The organism is Streptomyces sp. NPDC041129, from assembly GCF_055592265.1.
Genome location: NZ_JBVIYV010000006.1, coordinates 227,700 through 246,189, shown reverse-complemented (window position 1 = coordinate 246,189; position 18,490 = coordinate 227,700). Strand labels below are relative to the sequence as shown.

Annotated in this window: 21 protein-coding genes; 7 read left to right on the top strand and 14 right to left on the bottom strand. The window is 72.8% G+C overall.

What is annotated here, in order from left to right:
* Positions 1–31 precede the first annotated feature (31 nt).
* Together ACZ6B1_RS21245 and ACZ6B1_RS21240 are read left to right on the top strand one after the other, a co-directional pair.
* Positions 32–292 carry a hypothetical protein gene (locus ACZ6B1_RS21245; RefSeq protein ID WP_468780534.1) on the top strand — a complete coding sequence of 87 codons (261 nt, stop codon included), beginning with the start codon at positions 32–34 and terminating at the stop codon, positions 290–292.
* Complete coding sequence (locus ACZ6B1_RS21240; protein WP_468780532.1) at positions 289–732, top strand: DUF6314 family protein; 444 nt, start codon at positions 289–291, stop codon at positions 730–732. Before ACZ6B1_RS21245 ends, ACZ6B1_RS21240 begins: the two co-directional genes overlap by 4 nt.
* Here ACZ6B1_RS21240 and ACZ6B1_RS21235 read toward each other — a convergent pair.
* The 3 genes from ACZ6B1_RS21235 to ACZ6B1_RS21225 form a co-directional block, all read right to left on the bottom strand.
* Positions 714–1,307 carry a histidine phosphatase family protein gene (locus ACZ6B1_RS21235; RefSeq protein WP_468780530.1) on the bottom strand — a complete coding sequence of 198 codons (594 nt, stop codon included), beginning with the start codon at positions 1,305–1,307 and terminating at the stop codon, positions 714–716. The two genes, ACZ6B1_RS21240 and ACZ6B1_RS21235, sit on opposite strands and share 19 nt — an antisense overlap.
* 73 nt (positions 1,308–1,380) lie before the next feature.
* Positions 1,381–1,818 (bottom strand): GNAT family N-acetyltransferase, encoded by a 438-nt coding sequence (locus ACZ6B1_RS21230; protein WP_468780528.1) that lies wholly within the window; start codon positions 1,816–1,818, stop codon positions 1,381–1,383.
* Positions 1,819–1,900: 82 nt separating this feature from the next.
* Complete coding sequence (locus tag ACZ6B1_RS21225) at positions 1,901–3,373, bottom strand: aminotransferase-like domain-containing protein (protein ID WP_468780526.1); 1,473 nt, start codon at positions 3,371–3,373, stop codon at positions 1,901–1,903.
* Here ACZ6B1_RS21225 and ACZ6B1_RS21220 point away from each other — a divergent pair.
* Positions 3,372–4,286, top strand: a complete 915-nt coding sequence (locus ACZ6B1_RS21220; RefSeq protein WP_468780524.1) for a DMT family transporter — start codon at positions 3,372–3,374, stop codon at positions 4,284–4,286. The genes ACZ6B1_RS21225 and ACZ6B1_RS21220 overlap by 2 nt on opposite strands.
* A gap of 18 nt (positions 4,287–4,304) precedes the next feature.
* A complete protein-coding gene (locus ACZ6B1_RS21215; protein WP_468780522.1) occupies positions 4,305–4,505 on the top strand; it encodes a DUF1918 domain-containing protein in 201 nt (66 codons plus the stop codon).
* Between the two features lies 1 nt (position 4,506).
* Here the strand turns inward: ACZ6B1_RS21215 and ACZ6B1_RS21210 are convergent, their stop codons facing one another.
* On the bottom strand, positions 4,507–5,781 hold the full coding sequence (locus ACZ6B1_RS21210) for a glycoside hydrolase family 10-like protein (RefSeq protein WP_468780521.1): 1,275 nt from the start codon (positions 5,779–5,781) through the stop codon (positions 4,507–4,509).
* Between the two features lie 178 nt (positions 5,782–5,959).
* Here ACZ6B1_RS21210 and ACZ6B1_RS21205 point away from each other — a divergent pair, with 178 nt between their 5' ends.
* Both ACZ6B1_RS21205 and ACZ6B1_RS21200 read left to right on the top strand, forming a co-directional pair.
* Complete coding sequence (locus ACZ6B1_RS21205) at positions 5,960–6,817, top strand: 3-hydroxybutyryl-CoA dehydrogenase (protein WP_468780519.1); 858 nt, start codon at positions 5,960–5,962, stop codon at positions 6,815–6,817.
* 193 nt (positions 6,818–7,010) lie between these two features.
* Complete coding sequence (locus ACZ6B1_RS21200; RefSeq protein ID WP_468780517.1) at positions 7,011–7,268, top strand: hypothetical protein; 258 nt, start codon at positions 7,011–7,013, stop codon at positions 7,266–7,268.
* On the opposite strand, the gene ACZ6B1_RS21195 is transcribed toward ACZ6B1_RS21200, so the two are convergent.
* From ACZ6B1_RS21195 to infC, 9 genes are all read right to left on the bottom strand, one after another.
* Positions 7,265–7,807, bottom strand: a complete 543-nt coding sequence (locus ACZ6B1_RS21195; protein ID WP_468780515.1) for an NUDIX hydrolase — start codon at positions 7,805–7,807, stop codon at positions 7,265–7,267. The two genes, ACZ6B1_RS21200 and ACZ6B1_RS21195, sit on opposite strands and share 4 nt — an antisense overlap.
* A 65-nt stretch (positions 7,808–7,872) precedes the next feature.
* The gene (locus ACZ6B1_RS21190) at positions 7,873–9,213 is read right to left on the bottom strand and encodes a transcriptional regulator (protein WP_468780513.1); all 1,341 of its coding nucleotides are present in this window, start codon (positions 9,211–9,213) and stop codon (positions 7,873–7,875) included.
* A 290-nt stretch (positions 9,214–9,503) separates the two neighbouring features.
* Positions 9,504–12,017 carry a phenylalanine--tRNA ligase subunit beta gene (gene pheT / locus ACZ6B1_RS21185; protein WP_468780511.1) on the bottom strand — a complete coding sequence of 838 codons (2,514 nt, stop codon included), beginning with the start codon at positions 12,015–12,017 and terminating at the stop codon, positions 9,504–9,506.
* Entirely contained in the window at positions 12,017–13,138 is a 1,122-nt protein-coding gene (pheS, locus tag ACZ6B1_RS21180; protein WP_468780509.1) for a phenylalanine--tRNA ligase subunit alpha, read from the bottom strand. The genes pheT and pheS overlap by 1 nt, the downstream gene beginning before the upstream one ends.
* A gap of 146 nt (positions 13,139–13,284) precedes the next feature.
* The gene (locus tag ACZ6B1_RS21175) at positions 13,285–14,430 is read right to left on the bottom strand and encodes a sensor histidine kinase (RefSeq protein ID WP_468780507.1); all 1,146 of its coding nucleotides are present in this window, start codon (positions 14,428–14,430) and stop codon (positions 13,285–13,287) included.
* A 50-nt stretch (positions 14,431–14,480) separates the two neighbouring features.
* Positions 14,481–15,341, bottom strand: a complete 861-nt coding sequence (locus tag ACZ6B1_RS21170) for a TrmH family RNA methyltransferase (RefSeq protein ID WP_468780505.1) — start codon at positions 15,339–15,341, stop codon at positions 14,481–14,483.
* 207 nt (positions 15,342–15,548) lie between these two features.
* Positions 15,549–15,932 (bottom strand): 50S ribosomal protein L20, encoded by a 384-nt coding sequence (rplT, locus tag ACZ6B1_RS21165; protein ID WP_199209865.1) that lies wholly within the window; start codon positions 15,930–15,932, stop codon positions 15,549–15,551.
* Between the two features lie 100 nt (positions 15,933–16,032).
* A complete protein-coding gene (rpmI, locus tag ACZ6B1_RS21160) occupies positions 16,033–16,227 on the bottom strand; it encodes a 50S ribosomal protein L35 (protein ID WP_003977225.1) in 195 nt (64 codons plus the stop codon).
* Between the two features lie 113 nt (positions 16,228–16,340).
* Positions 16,341–16,985: a translation initiation factor IF-3 gene (infC, locus tag ACZ6B1_RS21155; protein WP_468780891.1), complete on the bottom strand. Its 645-nt coding sequence runs from the start codon at positions 16,983–16,985 to the stop codon at positions 16,341–16,343.
* Between the two features lie 361 nt (positions 16,986–17,346).
* On the opposite strand from infC, the gene ACZ6B1_RS21150 reads away from it, so the two are divergent.
* Complete coding sequence (locus ACZ6B1_RS21150; protein WP_351664041.1) at positions 17,347–17,703, top strand: DUF1844 domain-containing protein; 357 nt, start codon at positions 17,347–17,349, stop codon at positions 17,701–17,703.
* A gap of 37 nt (positions 17,704–17,740) precedes the next feature.
* Here ACZ6B1_RS21150 and ACZ6B1_RS21145 read toward each other — a convergent pair whose 3' ends face one another.
* Positions 17,741–18,472 carry an SseB family protein gene (locus tag ACZ6B1_RS21145; RefSeq protein ID WP_468780503.1) on the bottom strand — a complete coding sequence of 244 codons (732 nt, stop codon included), beginning with the start codon at positions 18,470–18,472 and terminating at the stop codon, positions 17,741–17,743.
* Between the last annotated feature and the right edge of the window lie 18 nt (positions 18,473–18,490).

Genomic DNA, 18,490 nt, shown 5'->3' with positions numbered 1-18,490 from the left:
ACGGGCGCGGGCCCGCTCGTAGACTCGGGTCATGCACACGCTGACGCCGTATCCGATCGCGCTCGGCTCCCTGGCCGCGTTGCCGCTGGTCCTGATGAGGCTCGCGCGTGCGATCCGGCGCCGCGGCTCGGTCGGCGGCGGCGGCTTGGGCGCGGCACTGGCCGCCTACGAGGAGGCCTTCCGGGCGACGAGCCACTCCTCGCACCACGAGATCCGGGCCCAGGCCGAGCGGAAGTCGCCCACCGGGTCGCCGGACGGTCCGCGCCCGCGGTGCTGGAAGGGCCGGCGGTGAGCGGGGTCTGGCCCGTGCCCGATGTGCTGGCGCATCTGGCCGGGCGCTGGCGGGTGGAGCGGAGCGTGCGGGATCTGGCGGGCGGGGACGAGGGGCGCTTCTCGGGAGTCACCGTCTTCGGCCCGCTCGACGGCGGCGGCCTGCTGCACGAGGAGTCCGGTGAGTTCACCTGGCGGGGCGTGACCCGGCCGGCGACACGGACGCTGCGGTTCCTGCCGGGGCGGCATCCGGGCACGGCGGACGTGCGGTTCGCGGACGGCCGGCCCTTCCACGAGCTGGACCTGACCTCGGGGCGGTACGTCGCCGGCCACCCCTGCGCGGCCGACTTCTACCGGGGCGAGTTCACCGTGACGGACGCCGACCACTGGCGCACGGTGTGGCACGTGGGCGGACCGGCCAAGGACCTGGTGCTCACCACGGACTACGTGCGCGAGGGCTGAGCGAGGACGCCGTCGAGCCGGAGGTTCCAGCGGCCCGAGCGGCCCGTCACGGTGGTCACCGACAGCGGGCGCACATCGATGTTCCAGTACGCGGCGGGCGGTGCCTTCAGGGCGTACACCAGGGCCGCGCGGATCACGGAGGGCTCCGCGACCGCGACGATCCGGCCGCCGTCGTCGGCGGGGCGCGTGTCGAGCCAGCCGCCGACCCGGGAGATGAAGGCGAGCAGCGACTCGCCGCCGTGCGGAGTGGAGCGCGGGTCGGCGAGCCAGGCGTCCACGGACTCCGGCTCGCGGGCCATGGCCTCGCCCAGCGTCAGCCCGCGCCAGCGGCCCATGTCGCAGTCGCGCAGGGCGAGCTGGACCAGCGGGGCGTAGCCGAGGGCGTCGCCGGTGGCACGGCTGCGCGGGGTCGGCGAGCAGTAGCGCAGTTCGGCCGCCGACAGCGGCAGCAGGTCCCCGGCGGCGCGCTGCACCTCGTCCCAGCCGGCCTGGTCCAGCGGCCGGTCGTCCTCGAAGCGCTCCGCGAGCAGCGGGGAACTGCGCGCGGCGGCGACGAACGTCACCCGAAGTGGCATGCGGTGATGGTGGGCCTCGGGGGTACACAGGTCAAGAGGCGCCGTCCGGCGGTTACCGAGGGTACGGGAACGCTCACTCGAAGGTGTGCACCATCCACCGTTCCGGGTGGTCGACCGCCCGGAAGCCGAGCCTGGCGTACACCTCCTGCGCGTCCTCGGTGGCCAGCAGGACGCGGCGCAGCCCGTACGGCCGCAGGTGCTCGCGGATCCGGCCGACGAACGCCGTGCCGACCCCCTCGCCGCGCACGGCGGGGTCGACGTACACGTCGGCGAGCCAGGCGAACAGCGCCCGGTCGGTCACCACCCGTGCGTACGCCACCTGCTCCCCCGAGGCCGCGTCGTACACCCCGAAGTTGAGGGACTCCGCCATCGCCCGCTCGTGCTTCTCGCGGGGCCGGCCGATCGCCCAGTAGGCGTCGGACGACAGCCAGCCGTGGACGCGCTCCACGTCCACGCGGCCGGTCTCGGCGGAGAACTCGTAGCCCTCGGGCAGCTCGGGTGCGTCGCTCATGCCGGAATACTCACAGCCCGCCGCGGCCGGCGTCGACTCCGTTTCACCGGCCGGACGGGGACGTTCGGGCCACGGCGTCCGGTCAGCGGCGTCCGGGCCGGAACACCTCGTCGCAGGCGGCCCGGAGCCGGCGCACCCCCTCCGTGATCTCCCCCGCGCCCGCGACCGCCGCGAAGCTCAGGCGGAGGTGGCCGGCGGGGGGTTCGGCGCTGAAGTAGGGGCGGCCGGGGGTCACGGCGACGCCCGCGCGCAGGGCGGCGGCGGTGAGGGCGGCCTCCGCCTCGGGGCCCGGGCCGCCGGTGCCCGCCGTGCCGTCGGGGAGGCGGACCCAGAGGTGGTAGCCGCCGGACGGGATGTGGGGCAGGGCGAGTTCGGGCAGATGCCGGGCGAGTTCGGCGGTCATGGTGTCGCGGCGGGCCTTCAGCTCGGCCGACAGGGTCCGCAGATGGCGGGGCCAGGCCGGGGAGCCGACGAGCTCCAGCGCGGCCTCCTGCATCGGCCGGGGCACGAAGAAGCTGTCCACCACCTGGATGGCGCGCAGCCGTTCCAGCACCGGCCCCCGGGCGGCCAGCGCGCTGACCCGGAAGCTGGGTGAGGTCGCCTTGGTCAGCGAGCCGACGTGGACGACGACGCCGTCGGGGTCGTCGGCGGCCAGCGGGCGGGGCAGCGGCCCGGCGTCCGCGTGCACCAGGCGGCGTACGAAGTCGTCCTCGACCACGAACGCGCCCGCCGACCGGGCGATGCTCAGCACCTCGGCGCGGCGGCCGGGGGCGAGGACGGCACCGGTCGGGTTCTGGAAGAGCGGCTGGCAGACGAAGACCCGGGCGCCGGTGGCCCGGAAGGCGTCGGCGAGCAGGCCGGGGCGGACCCCGTCGGGGTCGACGGGCACCGGGACCGGGCGCAGCCCGGCGGCGCGGGCCAGGGCGAGCATGCCCGGGTAGGTGGGGGACTCGACGAGCACCGGGGCGCCGGGCGGGGCGAGCGCCCGCAGGGCGGTCGCCAGCGCGGACTGGCCGCCTGCGGCGACGAGCACCTCGGCGGCGGTGACGGCCCCGCCGATGCCGCGCGCGAACCACTCCCGCAGCTCCGGCAGCCCCTCCAGCGGCGGCCTGCCCCAGGCGCCGGGCCGCCGCCCGGCCCGGGCGAGGGCGGCGGCCATCGCCCGCTCGGGCTGCAGGGAGGGGTGCGGATAGCCGCCGTTGAACTCCAGGACGCCCGGTGGCGGCGCTGCCAGCGAGACCGTGACCCCGGAGGCGTCCACCGTGCGAGGCACCAGCTCGGCGCCGTCGGCGCTCAGCGCGACCTCCTGCCAGGAGGTGTCCCCGGCGGGCGGGGCGGCGGCGCGCGATCCGGCCCGGAAGGCACCGGCGCCGGGCCGGGTCACCACGAGCCCCTCGGCGGCGAGCTGGGCGAGGGCCCGGGAGACGGTCACCGGGCTCACCCGGAACCGCTCGACCAGGGCCCGGCTCGACGGGAGTTTTCCACCGTACGAGTAGCGGTCGAGTTCCCGGCGCAGCCGTTCTGCCAGTTCAGCCACACTGCTACTCTGTTCCATGAGAGCACAGAGTAGCGCTACTGCCACCACCCCGATAGCAGTCACCGCCCCCGCCGCCGAGCGCCGGGGCTTCGGCGCCGGTCAGGCCGCGCTCGGCGTCCTCGCCTTCTCCCTCACCTTCCCGGCCACCGCCTGGGGCCTGGAGGGCTTCGGGCCCTGGACGCTGGTGGCCGTCCGCAGCGTGCTCGCGGCGCTCGTGGCCGGCGGCTGCCTGCTGGCCCTGCGCGTGCCGCTGCCCGAGCCCAGGCACCTGCCGGGTCTCGCGGTCGTCGCCGCCGGAGTGGTGTTCGGCTTCCCGCTGCTCACCACGCTGGCCCTGCAGACCTCCACCACCGCGCACGCCGCCGTGGTCGTGGGCCTGCTGCCGCTGACCACCGCCGTCTGCTCGGCCCTGCGCACGGGCCACCGCCCCGCACGGCGGTTCTGGCTGGCGGCGCTCGCGGGCGCGGCGGCCGTGGTCGCCTTCACCCTCGGCCAGAGCGGCGGCGCTCTCACCGTCGCCGACGGCTATCTGTTCGGGGCGCTGCTGGTGTGCGCCGCCGGATACACCGAGGGCGGCAGGCTGGCCCGGGTGATGCCCGGCTGGCAGGTCGTCGGCTGGGCGCTGGTGCTGTGCCTGCCGCTGAGCGTCCCGGCCGCCGCGCTGGCGCTGTCGTACGAACCGGTGCGGCTGACCGCGCACGGGGTGACCGGTCTGCTGTGGGTGGCGCTGGGATCGCAGTTCCTCGGGCTGGTGGTCTGGTACCGGGGCATGGCGGCCATCGGCATCCCGAAGGCCAGCCAGTTGCAGTTGGCCCAGCCGCTGCTCACACTGGTGTGGTCGGCGCTGCTGCTGGGCGAGAACCTCACGGCGGCCGCTCCCCTGACCGCCGTCGCCGTGCTCGTGTGCATCGCCGTCACCCAGCGGTCGTGACGTGAGGAGGGCCTGCCGATGCATGCATCCGTGGGAGACCAGCTTGTCCAGCACGGCAGGGTGGTCGGCCAGCACGACCAGGTGTCGGAAGTCGTCGAGGTGATGGGCACGGAGGGCAACCCGCCCTACCGGGTCCGCTTCGCCGACGGACACGAGGCCGTGATGTCCCCCGGCCCGGACTGCCAGATCAAGCACAAGGAGAAGGAACAGCGGCTGTAACTCAGCGCGGGGTCCTCGCCGGCTGCCGGTAGTGGTCGGCGACCACCCGTGCCATCGCCCCGATCGGGTCCTCCGCCACCTCCTTGGCGGCGAAGAAGACGTGCCCGCGCACCTGCGGGTACCGGGCGGCGAGCGTGAGGTGACGGGACAGCTCGACGGGGTCCTGCCACTGCGAGGGCTGCCCGGCGGCCCCTGCCTTGTACAGCGCCTCCCCGACGTACAGCCGGGTCCCGGTGCCCCGGGCCACCTCGGCCCACCAGTCGACCAGGGTCGCGTAGTCGGCGGCGGCGAAGCCGATGTTCCAGTAGAGCTGCGGGACGATGTAGTCGATCCAGTGGTTGCGCACCCAGGCGCGGGTGTCCGCGTGCAGGTCGTCGTACGTCTGCACGCCCGCCCGGGTGTCCGAGCCGAGCGGGTCGGTCGTGGCGTTGCGCCACACCCCGAAGGGGCTGATCCCGAACCGGGTGCCGGGCCGGACCCGCCGGATACCGGCCGCCATCTCCCGCACCAGCCGGTTGATGTTGTCCCGGCGCCAGTCCGCCCGGGCGGCGAAGTCCCCGCCGTACCGGTCGTAGGAGGCGTCGTCGTCGAAGGTCTGCCCGGCGACCGGGTAGGGGTAGAAGTAGTCGTCGAAGTGGACGGCGTCGACCGGGTACCTGGCGACGGCGTCCAGCATGGCCCGCTGCACGAAGGCGCGGACCTCGGGCAGCCCCGGGTCGTAGTAGAGCCTGCCGCCGTAGGGCACCACCCAGTCCGGGTGCAGCCGGGCCGGGTGCGACGCGGCCAGCCGGCCGAGGTCGGTGTGGTTGGCGACGCGGTACGGGTTGAACCAGGCGTGCAGTTCCAGGCCGCGGGCGTGGGCCTCGCGCAGGGCGGTGCCCAGCGGATCCCAGCCGGGGTCCTGGCCCTGGGTGCCGGTGAGGTACTGGGTCCAGGGCTCGTACGGCGAGGGCCACAGGGCGTCCGCCGTCGGGCGCACCTGGAGGATCACCGTGTTGAGCCGGTCCCGGACCGCCCGGTCCAGATGCGCGATCAGCTCCTCGCGCTGCTCGGCGGCGGTGAGACCGGGCTTCGAGGGCCAGTCGCGGTTGGCCACGGTCGCGAGCCACACGCCCCGCATCTCGGCGGCCGCACCGTGCCCGCCCGCCGCGCCCCGCCCGGCGGCGGCGCCCCGCCGGCCGGGTGCCGCCACCGCGCCCTGGGCCCCGGCCGCCTGGGCCGCCGCCAGTGTCGACAGCGCCGCCGCAGCGAACGCCCGGCGTGAGATCCGCCCCATTCCCGCACCCCCCATACGCTCCGGATCCGCACCCTCACGGATCGTTCCGCGCCCCAGGATGCCCCCACCCACGCGATCGATCATCGATACTTGGCGGTAACGTGCACGATCGGAGCAGGCGCCGACCCGGAGTCCTGCCACACCCGGACAAAACCGGAGAACCAGCGAAGGGGACGATGTGACCGACATCGAGCGCGTCGGAGTCGTGGGCTGCGGCCAGATGGGCGCGGGCATCGCCGAGGTGTGCGCCCGCGCCGGACTGGACGTGAAGGTCGCCGAGACCACCGGCGAGGCCCTGGAGATCGGCCGTACCCGGCTGCTCAACTCCCTGACCAAGGCCGCCGAGCGCGGCAAGATCTCCGATGAGGAGCGGGACGCCACGCAGGCGCGGCTGAGCTTCACCACGGACCTCGGCGAGTTCGCCGACCGCGACCTGGTGATCGAGGCCGTAGTGGAGAACGAGCAGGTGAAGACGGAGATCTTCCAGGTGCTCGACCAGGTGGTGACCCGCCCGGACGCGATCCTCGCCTCCAACACCTCCTCCATCCCGCTGGTGAAGCTGGCGGTCTCCACCTCGCGGCCCGACCACGTCGTCGGCGTCCACTTCTTCAACCCGGCCCCGGTGCAGAAGCTGGTGGAGCTGATCCCGGCGCTCACCACCTCCGAGGGCACCCTCAGCCGGGCCCAGGCCTTCGCCGAGAAGCTGCTCGGCAAGCACGCGATCCGCGCCCAGGACCGCTCGGGGTTCGTGGTCAACGCGCTGCTGGTGCCCTACCTGCTGTCCGCGATCCGCATGTTCGAGTCCGGCATCGCCAGCCGCGAGGACATCGACAACGGCATGGAGATGGGCTGCGCCCACCCGATGGGCCCGCTGAAGCTGTCCGACCTGATCGGCCTGGACACCGTCGTCTCCATCGCCAACTCCATGTACGCCGAGTACAAGGAGCCGCTGTACGCCGCTCCCCCGCTGCTCCAGCGCATGGTCGAGGCGGGACGGCTCGGCCGTAAGACGGGGTCGGGCTTCTACAGCTACTGATTACCGTCGGCTACACCCGTGGGCCCGGCACCGGTTTAGGTGCCGGGCCCATCTGTTTCACACACCGTGTGCGCGCCGGGCCCGCATATGCCCGTCACACACGCTCCCCACGCGCTTACCAGCCGAGTTGACTCTGCATGCGCATGCAAGAGGTGCGGAACCACCACATCCGACTACGGAAAGGAGTGGACCCGTGAGCGCCGAACCGGAGCATCCCGTGGTCCATGGCGAACTCGCAGAGTTACGGCGCCGCCTCGACGTGGCGTATGCCCGCGTCGAGGGAGGACTCGCCCTGCTCAGTCACCGCGCCGAGGAGACCGCCAAGGAGGTGGACGACCTGCACACGCGCATGACCTCACTGGAGCACGCGCGCTGGCCCCTGCCCTCGCTGGCCGTCCTCACCGCCCTCGGGGCACTCGTCGTGACGGCATGGCAGGCACTGGCCCGTTAGGACCGCTCGTCGGCGAGCCTCATGTGGTGCAGCAGGAGTAACGCGGCCGCCATGTTGGCGGCCGGGACCTCCCCCCGGGCGATGAGGTCGGGGACGATCTTGAGGGGGACCCACTCCCGGCGGTCCGACTCGAAGTCGTCCACCGGGTGTCCGACGTACTCTCCGTGGTCGGACCAGTAGATGTGGTGCCGGGCGTCGGTGAGGCCGTTGGACGGCTCCACGCTCATCAGGTGGTGCAGCGGTCCCGGCCGCCAGCCGGTCTCCTCCTCCAGTTCCCTGGCGGCCGCGCTCGCGATGTCCTCGCCGTCCTCCACCACGCCCGCGGCCAGTTCCCAGCCCCAGCTGTCGGTGATGAAGCGGTGCCGCCACAGCAGCAGGACCTCGTTGGCCTCGTTGACGACCGTGGCGACGGCGACCGGCCGCAGCCGGATGAGGAAGTGGTCGAGATGCCGGCCGTCCGGCAGCTCCACATCTGCGAGATTGACGCTGAACCAGCGGTTTTCATACACAGTTTGTTCGGTCTGTTTCGTCCACTGCACGGTTCTGCCACCTTCCACCGAGTAAGGGGCAATATCGCAGCAGGGGCTGTGTACCTACAGTGGGCCTACAGCGGTACGCGCAGTGCGCCGTCGATGAGTTCGGCGGCTTCGGCGGTCCCGGCCGAGCCGCAGCGCACCAGGTGCTCGCGCACCGCGCGGAGTCTGTCGCGCAGTCGCTGGGACTCCATCCCGCGCGCCTGCTCGGCCATCTGCACGGCCGTGGCCACCGCGTTGTCGGCGTTGCCCTGGCGCAGCTCGATGGTGCTGAGCATGGCGAGCCGGTGCACCCGGCCGCGGTCGTGCGCCGGGTTGTCCACCGCGGCCGCCGCGTGCTCCCGGGCGGCGGCCAGCTCACCGAGGCTCAGCAGCGCCTCGGCCACCTGGACGTTGACCAGGCCAGGCTGTACGTAGCCGGTCTCGTCGGGCTCGTACCCCCGCCGGATGCGGTCCGCGGCCGTCTCGGCCCGGCGGATGCACGACAGGGCGCTGCCGGAATCGCCGAGGTGGGCGTACGCCTTCGCCTGCATCGCGTACAGGTCGGAGGCGAGGGCCGGGGTGATGTGCTTTCCGGCCGCGCGCAGGGCGGCCTCGGCGAACGCCACCGCCTGCCGGTACTCCCGCATGAACAGCGCCTGGTTGACCAGCAGTGCGATCACATAGGCGCCAAGTCCCCGGTCACCGCTGGCCTTCGCCAGCCGGAGCGCCTGGTGGAAGTAGCGCTGGGCCAGGCCGTGCGCGTCGGAGTCGTAGGCGCAGATTCCGGCGATCGCCACCAACCCGCCCGTGGCCCGGTGCAGTTGGCGCCCGGTGGCGTCGGTGTAGCCGCCGCGCAGCAGCGGGGCCGCCTCGGCGTTGAGGAAGCCGACGATCCGCGCGCGGGTCGCGACACCGCCGGCCTTGCGGTACATCTGCTCGTAGTGGGTGCGGGCCGCCCGCAGCAGTTCGAGGTCGGAGGCGGTGACCCGGTGCCGCCCACCTCGGGAGACGTCCACGTCCTCGGGCGGGTTCTCCCACTCCCACACCGGCATGACGGCGGGGGTGCCGGTGACCGCGGGCGCGCCGAGCACGTGCGGGCGCTGCTGTTCGTCCGAGCGCCACAGGGCGGTGGCCCGCTCCACGAAGCCGGACAGCGAGCCGGTGTGCGGAGTGCTGGGCTCGCCGGGCACTCCGAGGCCGATGTCGTCCAGGGTGACCGGCCGGTGCAGCCGTCCGGCGAGCACCTCGCAGATCAGGTCGGGGACCTGGCCGCGTGGCCGCTGGCCCTTCAACCACCGCGCCACGGCGGTGTGTTCGTAGCGGAGCGCGAGGCCCCGTCCACGGCCGGCCTGGTTCACATGGGCGGCGAGACCGGCGTGCGAGATGCCCGCCTCGTCCAGGATCGCGTCGAGCAGAGTGTTGGGCTGCATGGATGCCCCCCGAATGGCCTGGTGTCCGTCAGCGTAGTGGCTGGGCCTTCACACGGGGTGTGAACGGAGTGCGCGCATCCGAGCTGTGCGCGCACTGTCGCGGAGCGTGGTGCCGCCGGTTGACTGGTCACCCGGCCAAGCCGCCGGCTCCCCCTCAAAATGCGGTGGCTTGGCCGGGTCGGCCTCCAGCGGCTCGGTGCGGCGGGCCAAGCGAACGGACCGGCCCCGAGGGGCCGGTCCGTCGCTGCCGCCAGGCGGGGGGCCGGGTCGGCGGTCCGCGTCGACGCGGATCAGCCGCGCAGTACGGCTCCGGTCCGCTCGCCCGCGAGGGCGACCGCCGCGTCCCGGGCCGCGGACGCCTCGTCCACGGTCAGCGTCCGGTCACTCGCGCGGAAGCGCAGCGCGTAGGCCAGGGACTTGCGGCCCTCGCCGAGCTGTTCCGCGTTCTCGTACACGTCGAACAGCCGGATGGACTCGAGCAGTTCGCCCGCGCCCTCACGCAGTGCGCTCTCGACCTCGGCGGCGGGGACGGGCCTGTCGACCACGAGGGCGACGTCCTGGGTGGCCACCGGGAAGGTGGAGATGCTCGGCGCCTGCGGAACGCCGTCGCCGACCGCCTCCAGGGCGTCCAGGTCCAGCTCCATCGCACAGGTGCGCTCGGGCAGGCCCAGCGCCTTGAGGACTCGCGGGTGCAGTTCACCCCCGTGCCCCACGACCCGCTCCGTGCCGTCGGCGACGACGACCAGCTCGGCGCAGCGACCCGGGTGCCAGGGGCCGTACTGGCCCTTGCGCACGATCAGGTCGGCTCCGGCCTCCCGGGCGACGGCGCGGCCGGCCTCGATCGCGTCGGCCCAGTCCGCCGGGCGGCCCTTGCCCCACCAGCCGGCCTGCTCGCGGGCGCCCGCGAGCACCACGGCGACGTGCCGGGGCTGCTCGGGCAGCGCGCCGTCCAGCGACGCGATCTCCTCGTCGGTCGGGCGGCGGTCGACGGACAGGTGCACGCCGGCGCGCTGCTCCTCGCGCGGCTGGAACACCAGTCCCGTCTCGAAGAGGGCCAGGTCGTGCGAGCCACGGCCGTCGTTGCGCCGCAGCGCGCCCAGCAGGCCCGGCAGCAGCGTCGTACGGAGCGCGGGCTCCTCGTCGTTGAGCGGGTTGACCAGCTTCACCACGCGGCGGGCCGGGTCACCGGACTCCAGGCCGAGCTGGTCGAAGACCTGCTCGCCGACGAACGGGTAGGTCGGCGCCTCGACGTAGCCGGCGCCGGCCAGCGCGCGGCCGACCCTGCGGTGCAGCCGCTGGCGGTGGGTCAGACCGCGGCCGGAGGGCGGCTTCGGCAGCGTGGAGGGCAGGTTCTCGTAGCCCTCGAGGCGGATGACCTCCTCGGCCAGGTCGTTGGCCTCGGTGAGGTCGGGCCGCCAGGACGGCACCGTGACGACCAGCTCGTCCTGGCCGTGGACGTCGCAGCCGATCTCCTGGAGCCGGCGCACCACGGTCTCGCGGCCGTAGTCCACGCCCGCGACCCGGTCCGGGTGGTTCGCGGGGATCGTGACGGTCCGCGGGGCGGTGGGCGCGACGACCTCGGTGACGCCGGCCTCGGCCGTTCCGCCCGCGAGCAGCACCAGCAGGTCCACGGTGCGCTGCGCGGCGGCCGCGGCGGCCCGCGGGTCGACGCCCCGCTCGAAGCGGCGGGAGGCCTCGGAGGACAGCTTGTGACGGCGGGCCGTACGGGCGATCGAGACGGCGTCGAAGTGGGCGGCCTCGATGACCACGTCGGTCGAGGCGTTCTCCAGGTCGTCGTGGTCCGCGATCTCCGTGTTGGCGCCGCCCATGACGCCGGCCAGGCCGATCGGGCCGCGCTCGTCGGTGATGACCAGGTCCTCGGCGTGCAGCTTGCGCTCGGTGCCGTCGAGGGTGACGAGCTTCTCGCCCTCCTCGGCCCGGCGCACGCCGATCGTGCCCTGGACCAGGTTCCGGTCGTAGGCGTGCAGCGGCTGGCCCAGCTCCATCATCACGTAGTTCGTGACGTCGACGGCGAGCGAGATCGGGCGCATGCCGACCTTCTGCAGCCGGCGCCGCAGCCAGATCGGGGAGCGTGCCTCGGGGCTCAGGCCGGTGACCGTGCGGGCGGTGAAGCGGTCGCAGCCGACCGGCTCCGCGACCTGCACCGGGTAGCCGAAGGCGTTCGGGGCGGGCACGTCGAGCAGCGCCGGGTCACGCAGCGGCAGGCCGTAGGCGATGGCGGTCTCGCGGGCGACACCGCGGATGGACAGGCAGTCGCCGCGGTTGGCGGTGACCGCGATGTCCAGCACCTCGTCGACGAGCTGGAGCAGCTCGATGGCGTCCTTGCCGACCTCGGTCTCCGGCGGCAGCACGATGATGCCGTGGGTGCCGTCGTCGCCCATGCCCAGCTCGTCGGTGGAGCAGATCATGCCGTGGGACGTCTTGCCGTAGGTCTTCCGGGCGGCGATGGAGAAGCCGCCGGGCAGCGTGGCGCCGGGCAGGACCACGACGACCTTGTCGCCGACGGCGAAGTTCCGGGCGCCGCAGACGATCTCCTGGGGCTCACCGGTGCCGTTGGCCCCGCCGACGTCGACGGTGCAGAAGCGGATCGGCTTCTTGAAGCCCTCCAGCTCCTCGATGGTCAGCACCTGGCCGACGACCAGCGGCCCCTTGAGGTCGGCGCCGAGCTGCTCGACGGTCTCGACCTCGAGGCCGGCCGAAATGAGCTTGGCCTGGACGTCACGGCCGGTTTCGGTCGCCGGCAGGTCGACGTACTCCCGCAGCCAAGAAAGCGGGACCCGCATCAGATCTCCATCCCGAACGGCCGGGTGAACCGGACGTCACCCTCGACCATGTCTCGCATGTCTTCGACGTTGTGGCGGAACATCAGCATCCGCTCGATTCCGAACCCGAAGGCGAACCCGCTGTACTTCTCCGGGTCGACGCCGCAGGCGGCCAGCACCTTGGGGTTGACCATGCCGCAGCCGCCCAGCTCGATCCAGCCCTCGCTGGAGCAGGTGCGGCAGGGCCGGTCGGGGTTGCCGACGGACTCGCCGCGGCAGACGTAGCACACCATGTCCATCTCGGCGGACGGCTCGGTGAACGGGAAGAAGTTCGGCCGCAGCCGGGTCTTCATGCCCTCGCCGAACAGCGACTGGACCATGTGGTCCAGGGTGCCCTTGAGGTCGGCCATGGTCAGGCCCTCGTCGACGGCGAGCAGCTCGACCTGGTGGAAGACCGGGGTGTGGGTCGCGTCCAGCTCGTCGGTGCGGTACACGCGGCCGGGGCAGATCACGTAGACCGGCAGTTCACGGCTGAGCAGCGAACGGATCTGCACGGGCGAGGTGTGAGTGCGCAGCACGACGCCGGAGTCGGCCGTGCCGTCCGGGCCGGTCACGAAGAAGGTGTCCGCCTCGCCGCGGGCCGGGTGGTCCGGGCCGATGTTGAGGGCGTCGAAGTTGAACCACTCGGCCTCGACCTCGGGGCCCTCGGCGACCTCGTAGCCCATGGCGACGAAGACGTCCTCGATGCGCTCCGAGAGCGTGGTCAGCGGGTGCCGGGCGCCCGCCGGGACGCGGTCGTGGGGCAGCGTGACGTCGACGTCCTCCTCGACCAGCACGCGGGCGTCCCGCTCGGCCTCGAGCTCGGCCTGGCGGCCGGCGAGAGCCTTGTTCACGGCGCCGCGGGCCATGCCCACACGCTTGCCCGCGTCTGCCTTGGCGTGCGGGGGCAGGGCGCCGATCTCGCGGTTGGCGAGGGCCAGCGGGGAGGCGGGGCCGGTGTGGGCGACCTTTGCCTCGTGGAGCGCGTCGAGGGAGTCCGCGGCGGCGAAGGCGGCGAGCGCCTCGTCCCGCATGCGCTCGATCTCTTCCGGTTTCAACGCCTCGACCTCGACAGGGTCGTACGACTTATTCGGTGCCGACATCTCTTCCCGTGCTTCCGATTGGCTGGCGGACGGTCCCCGTCACCGGCTTCGAACCGGCTGTGGCTCTCTGCGGGCCGTGTGCAGGACACAAAGGTGCCAAAGGCCGATTCTAACGGGGTGGGGGTGGACGAATGGCCCGTGGGCCGCTAGGCGAGATACGCCGGCGTGCACACGGGCAGCGTAAATCGGAACTCGGCGCCGCCGCCCGGTGCGCGGCCGACCGTGATGGTGCCGCCGTGGGCCTCGACGATGCCCTTGACGATGTACAGCCCGAGGCCCGTCCCGCCGCGCTTGCTGCCCCGCCAGAAGCGGGTGAAGACGCGGTTCATGGATTCCTCCGGGATGCCGGGCCCCTCGTCGCTCACCGTGACCGACGTGGCCGTTTCCTCGCCCTCGCGCGGGGACGGCGCGGGCGTGATGTCAATGGTGACGGTTCCCTCGCCGTGGCGCACCGCGTTTTCCAGCAGGTTGCTCAGCACCTGGTCGACCTTGTCGGGGTCGGCCCACAGGGCGGGCAGCGGCTGCTCGACGCGCAGCAGGAAGCGGTCGGCCCGCTGGCCGGCGGCGACGTAGGCCTGGATGTGCCGGCCGACGGCCGCGCCGATGTCGACGGGCTGCCGGCGCACCTCGAGCCGCCCGCTGTCGATCCTGGAGATGTCCAGCAGCTCGGCGATGAGGCGGGTGACGCGGTCGGCGTCGGCGTCGACGGTCTCCAGCATCAGCCGCTTCTGGTCGTCGGTGAAGCGTTCCCACTTGGCGAGGAGGGTGGCGGTGAAGCCCTTCACGGAGGTGAGCGGGGAGCGCAGCTCGTGGGCGACCGTCGCTATCAGCTCGGCGTGGCTGCGCTCGGTGCGGTGGCGGGCCTCGGTGTCCCGCAGGGAGACGACCACCCCACGCACCGGTCCGAGGGGTTCGTCGCGCACGTACCGCGCGGAGACCAGCACCTCACGTCCGCCGGGCAGCAGCAGGTTGCGCTCGGGCTGCCGTACCCGGATGGCGAGGCCGCCGTAGGGGTCGGTGAGCTGCCACCAGCGCCGCCCCTCCAGATCCTCCAGGGGCAGCGCCTTCTCCAGGTGCCGGCCGAGGGCGTCCTCGGCGCGGATGGCGGTGATGCGTTCGGCGGCCGCGTTGAAACAGGTCACGCGGCCTTCTTCGTCGGCGGTCACCAGGCCGTCGGGCAGCTCGTCGGGGTCGATGCCGGGGCCGGTGCCGGCGCGGTCGGCGTGCCGGGGCGCGGGTGCGCGGCGCGCGTCCCGCCCGTCCGGCGCGGTGCTGCTGCCGACCACCCTCATTCCCGTACCCCACCTCTCAGCCGGCGCAGGGCGCCGAGCTGGACACCCTACTAGCTCTGGGTGACGGAGCGGCACCCACCGGAGGCGCGCTGGGCACGCGCCGACGCGTAGAGACATACGGCGGCGGCGGTGGCGAGGTTCAGACTCTCGGCCTTCCCGTGGATGGGGACGCGCACGACGGCGTCGGCCAGCGCGCGGGTCTCCTCCGGGAGCCCCCAGGCCTCGTTGCCGAACACCCAGGCGGTGCGGCCGCCCATGGTGCCCTTGTCCAGTTCCTCGTCCAGGTCGCGGTCGCCCGCTCCGTCGGCGGCGAGGATGCGCACTCCGGCGTCCTTCAGCCCCTCGACGGCCCGCTCGACGGGCACGCCGACGGCGACGGGCAGGTGGAAGAGGGAGCCGACGGAGGCGCGTACGGCCTTGGGGTTGTACAGGTCGACGGAGGCGTCGGTGAGTACGACGGCCTCGGCGCCGGCGGCGTCGGCGCAGCGCAGCACGGTGCCGGCGTTGCCCGGGTCGCGCACGTGGGCGAGCACGGCGACCAGCCGGGGCCGGGCGGCGAGGACGTCCTCGAAGGGGGTGTCCAGGAACCGGCAGACGCCGACCAGGCCCTGCGGGGTGACGGTGGTGGAGATGTCGGCGATGACGTCCTCGGAGGCGAGGTGCACCCGGGCACCGGCCTCGCGTGCCGCCCCGACGATGTCGGCGTACCGCTCCGCGGCCTCGACCGTGGCGAACAGTTCGACGAGCGTGGGCGTGCCGCCCACCCGGTGCCCGGCGGCTTCCCGGACGGCCTGCGGGCCCTCGGCGAGGAACAGCCGGTCCTTCCCCCGGAAGTTCCGCTTGCCGAGCCGTCGGGCAGCGGCGACACGACCGGACCGGGACGAGATCAACTCGGGGCTGACGGGGGGCATCTTCTTCTTCACCTTCAGGAGAACCTCGGCGCACGGTTCCGTTCACCGCGCCGGCAGGGAGCAGCGCCCCGGAGGGGCGCGGGGAACCGCGCGACCGGCCGCAGCGGGCCCGCGGCCGAACGAATCGCGCCGCCGGGCAACAGCAGGACCCGCAGGCCGTCAGAGCCTGCGGGTCCTTCAGTCACGTCGGCTGTGGCCGGCGCGGCGTCACGCAGCCTTGGGCGCGTTGACGTCGCTCGGCAGAGCCTTCTGGGCGACCTCGACCAGCGCGGCGAACGCGTTGGCGTCGTTGACGGCCAGCTCGGCCAGGATCTTGCGGTCGACCTCGACGTTCGCGGCCTTCAGACCCTGGATGAAGCGGTTGTAGGTCATGCCGTTGGCGCGGGCAGCGGCGTTGATGCGCTGGATCCACAGCTGACGGAAGTCGCCCTTGCGCTTCTTGCGGTCGTTGTAGTTGTAGACCAGCGAGTGGGTGACCTGCTCCTTGGCCTTGCGGTACAGGCGCGAACGCTGACCGCGGTAGCCGGAGGCCGCCTCGAGGATCGCCCGGCGCTTCTTGTGGGCGTTGACTGCCCGCTTGACGCGTGCCACTTCTTAACTCCTTGTAGCGGGGCCGCGGGGATACTCACGCGGCCCGGAAACGAATGGGTCCCGGTCCAGACGTACGGCGTCGCTCAGGCGACGCCGGGCGTCACTTGCCGAGAAGCTTCTTGATCTTCGCGGCGTCGCCCGGGGCCATCTCGGCGTTGCCGGTGAGGCGACGCGTCACACGGGACGACTTGTGCTCGAGCAGGTGGCGCTTGCCGGCACGCTCACGGAGCACCTTGCCGGAGCCGGTGATCTTGAAGCGCTTGCTGGCACCGCTGTGCGACTTGTTCTTCGGCATAGCGCCGTTCTCTCCTCGTCGGTGGCGCTCCGGTGCCCGGTCGTGAAAACCGGGCACGGTGGAGCGTCGCTCTTGTTTCGGTTACATCCTCGGGGACTCGCGTCCCCCGGGGATCACGCCTCGGCAGGTTCCTCGGACGGCGCCTCGACCTCGGCCTCGGCGGCGTTCTGCGACTTGCCGGGGTTGGCCTTCGCGTCCGCCTTGCGGGCTTCCTGCGCCTGGCGAGCCTCGGCCATCGCCTCGGTCTTCTTCTTGTGCGGACCGAGGACCATGATCATGTTGCGGCCGTCCTGCTTCGGGTTCGACTCCACGAAACCGAGGTCCTGGACGTCTTCCGCGAGACGCTGCAGCAGTCGGTAGCCCAGCTCGGGGCGGGACTGCTCGCGGCCACGGAACATGATCGTGATCTTGACCTTGTCGCCCTGCTTGAGGAACCGGACGACGTGACCCTTCTTGGTGTCATAGTCGTGCGGGTCGATCTTCGGCCGGAGCTTCATCTCCTTGATGACCGTGTGCGCCTGGTTCTTGCGCGCCTCACGGGCCTTCATGGCCGACTCGTACTTGAACTTCCCGTAGTCCATGAGCTTGCACACGGGCGGACGGGCGTTCGCCGCGACCTCGACCAGGTCCAGGTCGTACTCCTGCGCAAGCTCCAGTGCCTTGGCCAGCGGGACAATGCCCACCTGCTCGCCACTGGGACCGACGAGTCGCACCTCGGGAACGCGAATCCGGTCGTTGATGCGGGGCTCGGCGCTGATGGATCCTCCTCGGTAGCACCACGCGACCGCCTGGCGGACAGCCGCGTATGTCTGTTTCGACAGACCTAACCGCGCCGAAGCACAAAAAATGCCCCGGACGATCACAGGCGGGGCTCCCATAGCTACCGGAGCACCGCCGCGGGGACCGCGGGGCGCAATTCGGACGGCTCCATCGTCCGTACGGAACGATGGTGGCCGTCTGACCGGAGACCCGCCGCCCGTGGGGCGGTCAGGTGGGAGATCGGAGCCTCCACTTGTGGGCCGGGCACAGCGTGTCCGACCGGTCGTCAACAAGGTTAGCAGGATCGCTTGACAAGGGCTAATTGAGAAGGCGTAACGCGGAACGCCTATCGTGTGGGGCATGAGTGACACCCCTCCTGAGTCCCCCGACTTCGACGCGATGACCCGGGACATCGCCGAGGTCCCCGCCGTCGAGGTGATCGTGACGGTCGCCGTCAACCTGATGAGCGCCGCCGCCGTGAAGCTCGGGCTGAGCGAGGAGGGCGAGAAGTACAAGGACCTGGACGAGGCCCGCAAGCTGATCGGCGCGCTCGCCGGTCTGCTGGACGCGAGCGCCACCGAGGTCAGCTCCTTCCACGCGGCCCCGCTGCGGGACGGCCTGAAGTCGCTGCAGCTCGCGTTCCGCGAGGCGTCGATCGTGCCGGACGAGCCGGGCCAGGGTCCGGGCGAGAAGTACACCGGCCCGGTCTACGGCTGACCCGTCCCCGTACTCCCGCCGTACGCGACCCGCGTACTCATTCCCGTACGAACAAGGGCTCGCCCGGAGGTGTGGTCCCGGCCGGCAGCAGTGCCAGGTCGAGGCCGCGCACCAGGCGGGCCCTCAGCGTCTCGTCGGCGGCCAGCCGCCCGGCGACCGCGCGGGCGGCCTCGGCGGGCGCGGCGGCGGGGTCGAGGACGAGGGCGAGGGTGCCGTCGGCCTGTCCGGGACCGAGGTGGGCGCGCAGGACCGCCGGCTCGGCGGCGACGGCGCCGCGCACGGCCTCCAGGACGGCCGGGTCGGTGAGCGGGTCGGTGCTGGTGCGGCCCTCGGCCAGGGCGAGCAGCGCGGGGCCGGTCAACTCGAAGGGCACCGGTCCGGCGAGGTCGAGCACGACCGTGTCCGCCTTCTCGTGCGCGGCGGCCTCGAGCGCCTGGTGCAGGGGAACGGCGACGGGCCGGGCCGACGGGTCCCAGCGGGCCAGGGACTCGGTGGAGGTGAACGCGGGCAGGGCGGTGCGGTCGCCCGCCTTCAGGGTCGGCACCGCCATGTCGCTGGTCTTCTCGCGGCGAAGCCCGTTCTCGTCCTCCTCCACCTCACCGAGCACGGCCACGACGGGAACCAGCAGCCGGGCGCCCTTCAGCGCCGCGAGGACCGGGCCCACGGCCGTGCGGTCCCCGGCCCAGGCGGTGAGCGCGGCGCTCAGCCGGGGGTCGGCGGAGCCGTCGTCGTCGGAGTAGCCGGAGTCGGGAATGTTCTTCTTCGCCACGGTCCCGACCCTATAGGG

Coding starts and splice junctions, on each gene's coding strand:
- ACZ6B1_RS21215 (WP_468780522.1), top strand. CDS start 4,305: ATGCATGCATCCGTGGGAGACCAGCTTGTCCAGCACGGCAGGGTGGTC.
- ACZ6B1_RS21235 (WP_468780530.1), bottom strand. CDS start 1,307: ATGCCACTTCGGGTGACGTTCGTCGCCGCCGCGCGCAGTTCCCCGCTG.
- ACZ6B1_RS21190 (WP_468780513.1), bottom strand. CDS start 9,213: ATGCAGCCCAACACTCTGCTCGACGCGATCCTGGACGAGGCGGGCATC.
- rpmI (WP_003977225.1), bottom strand. CDS start 16,227: ATGCCGAAGAACAAGTCGCACAGCGGTGCCAGCAAGCGCTTCAAGATC.
- pheT (WP_468780511.1), bottom strand. CDS start 12,017: ATGCGGGTCCCGCTTTCTTGGCTGCGGGAGTACGTCGACCTGCCGGCG.
- pheS (WP_468780509.1), bottom strand. CDS start 13,138: ATGTCGGCACCGAATAAGTCGTACGACCCTGTCGAGGTCGAGGCGTTG.
- ACZ6B1_RS21245 (WP_468780534.1), top strand. CDS start 32: ATGCACACGCTGACGCCGTATCCGATCGCGCTCGGCTCCCTGGCCGCG.
- ACZ6B1_RS21150 (WP_351664041.1), top strand. CDS start 17,347: ATGAGTGACACCCCTCCTGAGTCCCCCGACTTCGACGCGATGACCCGG.
- ACZ6B1_RS21220 (WP_468780524.1), top strand. CDS start 3,372: ATGAGAGCACAGAGTAGCGCTACTGCCACCACCCCGATAGCAGTCACC.
- ACZ6B1_RS21210 (WP_468780521.1), bottom strand. CDS start 5,781: ATGGGGCGGATCTCACGCCGGGCGTTCGCTGCGGCGGCGCTGTCGACA.
- ACZ6B1_RS21230 (WP_468780528.1), bottom strand. CDS start 1,818: ATGAGCGACGCACCCGAGCTGCCCGAGGGCTACGAGTTCTCCGCCGAG.
- ACZ6B1_RS21225 (WP_468780526.1), bottom strand. CDS start 3,373: ATGGAACAGAGTAGCAGTGTGGCTGAACTGGCAGAACGGCTGCGCCGG.
- ACZ6B1_RS21175 (WP_468780507.1), bottom strand. CDS start 14,430: ATGAGGGTGGTCGGCAGCAGCACCGCGCCGGACGGGCGGGACGCGCGC.
- ACZ6B1_RS21170 (WP_468780505.1), bottom strand. CDS start 15,341: ATGCCCCCCGTCAGCCCCGAGTTGATCTCGTCCCGGTCCGGTCGTGTC.